Consider the following 6,266-nt stretch of genomic DNA (forward strand, 5'->3'; position numbering starts at 1 on the left):
TGTGGAATTTAGGGCTAATCTACGTCAGCCCCTTGATTTATGCCTCATTTTTTATTTCTTCTATTATTCAGGCCGTCTGAAGCATTGTTTTGACAAAGATAAAATCCAGCCGTCAACCAACGAAAAATCCTTTATAATCTGCCCTTTCATTTCGCACACACGCGAACGTCCAATCTATTATTACTATGCTCAAATTTACCTTACACAAAAAAGATGGTCATGCCCGACGCGGCACTTTGGAACTGAACCACGGCAAAATCGAAACGCCTGTATTTATGCCGGTCGGCACTTACGGTTCGGTCAAAGCGATGAACCCGCAAAACCTGCATGACATCAAAGCACAAATCATCTTAGGCAACACTTACCATCTGTGGCTACGCCCAGGCTTGGAAGTCATCGAACAATTCGGCGGCCTGCACGAATTTATCGGTTGGGACAAGCCGATTTTGACCGACTCGGGCGGCTTCCAAGTATTCTCGTTGTCCGACATGCGCAAGCTGACCGAAGAAGGCTGTACATTCCAAAGCCCGATCAACGGCGACAAACTATTCCTCTCGCCCGAAGTGTCGATGAAAATCCAAACCGTATTGAATTCCGACATCGTGATGCAGTTGGACGAGTGCACTCCTGGCGAAGCAACACACAGCCAAGCGCAAAAATCGCTGCAAATGAGCCTGCGCTGGGCGGAGCGAAGCAAAAAGGCTTTTGAAGACCTGAAAAACCCAAATGCCCTGTTTGGCATTGTACAAGGCGCAATGTATGAAGATTTGCGCGAAGAATCGCTGAAAGGTTTGGAAGAGCTCGACTTCCCCGGCTTGGCCATCGGCGGCTTGTCCGTTGGCGAACCCAAGCCCGAAATGTACCGCATGTTGCGCTCCGTCGGCCCTATCCTGCCGGAACACAAGCCACATTATTTGATGGGCGTCGGCACGCCTGAAGACTTGGTGCACGGCGTGGCACACGGCGTGGATATGTTCGACTGCGTCATGCCCACCCGCAATGCGCGTAACGGCTGGCTGTTTACCCGTTTTGGCGATTTGAAAATCAAAAACGCCAAACACAAACTCGACAAGCGTCCGATTGATGAAAGCTGCACCTGCTACGCCTGTCAGAATTTCAGCCGCTCCTACCTGCACCACCTGCACCGAGTCGGCGAAATCTTGGGCGCACAGCTCAACACCATCCACAATCTACACTTCTACCAAGTCATCATGGCAGAAATGCGCGAAGCCATCGAACAAGGCAAATTTGCCGATTGGCAGGCGCAATTCCATGAAAACCGCGCCCGTGGTGTGGATTAATCCTTTTAAAGGCCGTCTGAAACCAGGTTTTGAGTCAAACTGCTTTTCAGACGGCCTCAATATTCTTCATTAATAAAGCACAATCATGTCCCGTTTCCATACCGAACCGGCCCTAGCCTATACCGCACAAAACCGTACCGCCGTCCTGCTGCTCAACCTCGGCACGCCCGACGCACCCACTGCTGCCGCAGTCAAGCCTTACTTGAAAGAATTTCTGTCTGATCAACGCGTTGTCGAATTACCCAAGCTCTTATGGCAACCGATATTGCGCGGCTTGGTATTGACCTTTCGCCCCAAAAAAAGCGCGCATGCCTATGAGAAAGTTTGGTTTAAAGAAGGTTCGCCGCTTGAGGTTTACACACACCGCCAAGCAGAAGCCCTGGCCAAACATTTGCCCGATGTCATCGTCCGTCATGCCATGACTTACGGCAACCCGAGCGTTGCCGACGTTTTGGCGGAACTCAAAGCCCAAGGCGTGGGCAAATTGCTGGTCATCCCGCTTTATCCTCAATATGCCGGCTCTTCCACCGGCGCGGCTTTGGACAAAGTGTTTCAAGAATTATTGCTGCAACGCAACCAAATGAGCGTCCGCACTGTTTCCCGTTATTATGACGATGCTGCTTATATTCAAGCCATGAAGCAGCACATTGAAGCCTATTGGGCCCAAAACGGACGCGGCGAAAAACTGATGTTGAGTTTCCACGGCATTCCGCAAAAGCATCACGACGACGGCGACCCCTATCCTGACGAGTGCCACCATACCGCCAAACTGCTCGCGCAGGCATTGGGCTTGTCCGAACAAGAATACATCGTTTCTTTCCAAAGCCAGTTTGGCAAATCCCAATGGGTCAAGCCCAGCACGCAAGCCTTGTTTGATGAGCTTCCGAAACAAGGCACGACCAAACTCGACGTCTTCTGCCCCGGTTTCATGGCCGACTGCCTCGAAACCATGGAAGAAATCGCCATTATGGGACGCGAACAATTCCACGCCGCAGGTGGCAAAGAATACCGTTACATCCCCTGCCTCAACGATTCCGCCGACTGGATTACCGCACTTGTCCAATTAAGCCGGGCCAATCTACAAGGCTGGATTTGACCTAAACCAAAGGCCGTCTGAAAAATCCACTTTCAGACGGCCTTTAGCGTTATCATCAAGTTATTCAAACGCAAACCAAGCGTGTAGCCATCAAAAACACGACTCAAAAAGGAACACATCATGACTGCACTCCGCCCTATCCTGCTCCTTCTGACCGCACTCAGCATCCCAACCGCTTTTGCCGCTGATGCCACGCTGATGAGCAAAGGACAAAAGATTTACGAAACCAACTGCGCCGCCTGCCACGGCAAAAAGGGCGAAGGCCGTGGCGCCATGTTCCCGCCACTGTTCCAGTCCGACTATATCAATAAAAAACCGCAAGTTCTGTTGCAAAGCATGACCAAGGGCATCAACGGCCCGATTAAAGTGAACGGCAAACCTTACAACGGCTTCATGCCTTCTACCGCCATCAATGATGCCGATGTTGCCGCCGTTGCCACTTACATCATGAACGCCTTTAATAATGGCGGCGGTACGATTACTGAAGCAGACGTCAAAAAATCTCACGGGAAAAAATAAAACGTCTCTCCCCTAAAGGCCGTCTGAACATTTCAGACGGCCTTTTCTGTACGACACATTTTGTTTCTATGTATATGGTTACGCAACATCAACAAACATACGCAAAAAACCGTCAAACCAAAAAAAGCATATGCGTTTTGTGTTAAAGTAAACATTATTTATCGGCTGTTTTGCGTCCATGCCATCTGAAAGGTTTTATGTGATGAACTTTTTCCGCAAGACTGTTTTATTTCTAGTCGTCCTCTCCATATTTGCCGCCTGCGGCTCCTTTATTTCCCAATACGTTTTGGGCATGAACCCGTGCGTATTGTGCATCCTGCAACGCTTGTGCGTATTGGCAGTCGGGCTGTTGGCCATTGTTACGGCATTTAGTTCTCAATCTTCCAAATTTGCCCGCTCGCTCTCGGCATTGTTGATTGCCGCCCCGGCCGTTTACGGCGCCGGTGTCGCCGCCTATCAAATTTGGCTGCAAAGCCTGCCGCCCGGCACCGCCCCTTCTTGCGGCGCACCTTGGACCTTCCGCCTGCGTGACTGGCCTTTGTTCGATTGGTTTGAACCTATCGTCCGCGGCTTTGGCAACTGCGCCGAGCCGGACTATCTATTCGGCGTCGCCCTGCCGGTGTGGAGTATTTTGTATTTCAGCTTCGTGATATTGCTGCTGCTTTGTGCTTGGTTGAAAACTAGAAAAATCTGATTGGTTTCGATATAAAAAGGTCGTCTGAAATTTCAGACGGCCTTTTGTTCTTTAAACTATTTAGTCCAGATTCAACACGGCAGAAGTGTAAACGTCTTGTACGTCGTCCAAATCTTCCAATGCGTCAATCAGTTTTTGCATCTTAACCGCATCTTCACCGCTCAACTCGGTTTCGTTTTGGGCGCGCATGGTAACGTCGCCGTCAACAGATTTGTAGCCTGCGGCTTCCAATGCCGCTTTCACGCCTGCCCAGTCGTTCGGCGCGGTAATCACTTCGATGGAACCGTCGTCGTTGGTGATGACGTCTTCCGCACCGGCTTCCAAAGCCGCTTCCATCAGCGCATCTTCGTCAACACCCGGTTCAAACACCAAATAGCCTTGATGAACGAAGTTGAACGCTACGCAACCGTCGGTACCCAAGTTACCGCCGTTTTTAGTGAACGCATGGCGCACGTCGGCAACGGTACGGGTTTTGTTGTCGGTCAGACAGTCCACCATCAAAGCCGCGCCACCGATGCCGTAGCCTTCGTAACGCAACTCGATGTATTCCACGCCTTCCAGATTGCCCGTACCTTTATCGATGGCACGTTGCACGTTGTCTTTAGGCATATTGTTTTCGGCGGCTTTTTCCAAAGCCAGGCGCAGGCGCGGGTTTGCGCCGGGATCGCCGCCGCCCATGCGGGCAGCAACGGTAATTTCTTTAATCAGACGGGTGAAGATTTTGCCGCGTTTGGCATCTTGTCGGGCTTTTTTGTGTTGGATATTTGCCCACTTACTATGACCTGCCATATTGATTCCTTTCGTTTTTTCACGCGCTGAGGCGGGATGTGCTTTATTTGTAAGGCGTGCATTTTATCATAAGTTGCCTTTACCCAAAATATTCAGACGGCCCGAATATTTGCAAAAACAGGCCGTCTGAAAAACAAAGAATCTTTTTTAAAGATGCATATTTGCGGCAAACCTTTGTCAGTTTTCCGTTTTAATTCACGAAGGTTTACGGTATGATGACAAAATCGGTCAGGATTGTTAACAACTTAACCGGTATTAAACGGCAAAACGGCCTGCTCGCCCTTGTTGCCAACCGCGAAAATGAACGGGAGTAGTTGCCCGTATCATTTTCTTTTTATTTGTTTTTCTTAAAGGTTATATTATGGAAGAAATATTGTCTGCTCTGGTGGGTGCAGTCAATCTGGTTCTTTGGGACTACCTGCTGATTTATGCCTTAATCGGTATCGGCCTGTTTTTTACCCTGTACTTGGGCGCGCCGCAAGTGACCAAATTGGGGACGGGTTTCAAATCTGTTTTCGGCGGCTTGTTCAGCAAAAAAGACAAAGACCACGAAGGCAAATCCCTGTCTCAATTTCAAGCGCTTGCTGTGGCGATTTCCGCGCAAATCGGTACCGGTAACGTTGCCGGTGTCGCCACTGCGATTACCGCCGGCGGCCCGGGTGCCATTTTTTGGATGTGGCTGTCTGCCATTTTGGGCATGTCCACCATTTTTGCAGAAGCCGTTTTGGCGCAAAAATACCGCGTGGTCAGCCACGGCAAATACATCGGCGGCCCTGCGTTTTACATCACGCACGGCCTGACCCCGAAAATCGGCCGGGGCGCGGCACGTTTCCTGTCCGGCTTTTTCTCCATTGCCTTGATTATCGCGCTGGGCTTCATCGGTAACGCGACCCAATCCAACTCCATCGCTTCGGCCATGAATTTGGCTTTCGATATTCCTCCGATGGCTGTCGGCATTGCTTTGGCGGTATTCGCCGGCCTGATCATCATCGGCGGCATCAACCGCATTGCCGGTATCGCGCAATTTGTCGTGCCGTTTATGGCGGTGATTTACATCTTGTGTGCCGTAATTATTTTGTTCAAATTCTCCGACCACATCATCCCGATGTTCCACAGTATCTTTGTTGCTGCCTTCAATCCTGAAGCAGTATTGGGCGGTGCGGCCGGTATCGGTATGCGCGAAGCTGTCCGCTTCGGCGTGGCACGCGGCCTGTTTTCCAATGAGGCCGGTATGGGTTCGACTCCGCACGCTCATGCGACCGCCAACGTCAAACACCCTGTGCAACAAGGTATGGCCGCGTTTATCGGTATCTTTATCGATACGCTGATGGTCTGCACGGCAACCGCGCTGATTATCCTGCTGACCGACGCTAACTTGTCTGGCGAAACTGGCGCGGCGGTTACCCAACTGGCGTTTAATAAAGCCTTCCCTGGTTTCGGTTCGCAACTGCTCGCCGTCTGTCTGACCTTCTTCGCCTTTACCACCATCATCGGCTGGTACTACTTCGGCGAATCCAATATCCGCTTCCTGTTCCGCGGCAAACACTTGGGCATCTACCGCGTGCTGGTTTTGGTGGCCATCGTATTGGGTACATTGGGCAAAGTGGATTTGGTTTGGAGTATGTCCGATATGTTCAACGGCTTTATGGTCTTGCCGAACTTAATCGCCCTCTTCCTGCTCCGTAAGGAAATCCGTGCGGTTTACGATGATTATCTGGCACAAACCAAAGCCGGCAAAGAGTTGACCTACAACTATGAATTCCACGAATTCCACGACAAAAACCCAGGTTGACGACAAACAAAAACCTCTCAGTCAAACTGAGAGGTTTTTTATTGGGGCTGACGTAGATTAGCAGTTATGCTAGGC

General features: G+C 50.5%; 6 protein-coding genes. 5 read left to right on the forward strand and 1 reads right to left on the reverse strand.

The annotated features are described in order from the left end of the window. Positions 1-185: 185 nt before the first annotated feature. From tgt to HMPREF2661_RS08710, 4 genes are all read left to right on the forward strand, one after another. On the forward strand, positions 186-1,301 hold the full coding sequence (tgt, locus tag HMPREF2661_RS08695) for a tRNA guanosine(34) transglycosylase Tgt (protein ID WP_070823405.1): 1,116 nt from the start codon (positions 186-188) through the stop codon (positions 1,299-1,301). A gap of 85 nt (positions 1,302-1,386) precedes the next feature. Next, positions 1,387-2,397, forward strand: coding sequence for a ferrochelatase (hemH, locus tag HMPREF2661_RS08700; RefSeq protein WP_070823407.1), 1,011 nt, complete (start codon positions 1,387-1,389; stop codon positions 2,395-2,397). Between the two features lie 120 nt (positions 2,398-2,517). Further along, entirely contained in the window at positions 2,518-2,916 is a 399-nt protein-coding gene (locus HMPREF2661_RS08705) for a c-type cytochrome (protein WP_070616128.1), read from the forward strand. Between the two features lie 202 nt (positions 2,917-3,118). Next, positions 3,119-3,610 carry a disulfide bond formation protein B gene (locus HMPREF2661_RS08710; protein ID WP_070823409.1) on the forward strand — a complete coding sequence of 164 codons (492 nt, stop codon included), beginning with the start codon at positions 3,119-3,121 and terminating at the stop codon, positions 3,608-3,610. Positions 3,611-3,670: 60 nt separating this feature from the next. Here HMPREF2661_RS08710 and HMPREF2661_RS08715 read toward each other — a convergent pair whose 3' ends face one another. Beyond that, on the reverse strand, positions 3,671-4,399 hold the full coding sequence (locus HMPREF2661_RS08715; RefSeq protein ID WP_003745951.1) for a YebC/PmpR family DNA-binding transcriptional regulator: 729 nt from the start codon (positions 4,397-4,399) through the stop codon (positions 3,671-3,673). A gap of 361 nt (positions 4,400-4,760) precedes the next feature. Between HMPREF2661_RS08715 and HMPREF2661_RS08720 the strand changes: the two genes are divergently transcribed. Beyond that, positions 4,761-6,191 carry an alanine/glycine:cation symporter family protein gene (locus tag HMPREF2661_RS08720; protein WP_049322742.1) on the forward strand — a complete coding sequence of 477 codons (1,431 nt, stop codon included), beginning with the start codon at positions 4,761-4,763 and terminating at the stop codon, positions 6,189-6,191. Positions 6,192-6,266: the final 75 nt, after the last annotated feature.

This window comes from Neisseria sp. HMSC061B04, assembly GCF_001836705.1.
Classification (GTDB): domain Bacteria; phylum Pseudomonadota; class Gammaproteobacteria; order Burkholderiales; family Neisseriaceae; genus Neisseria.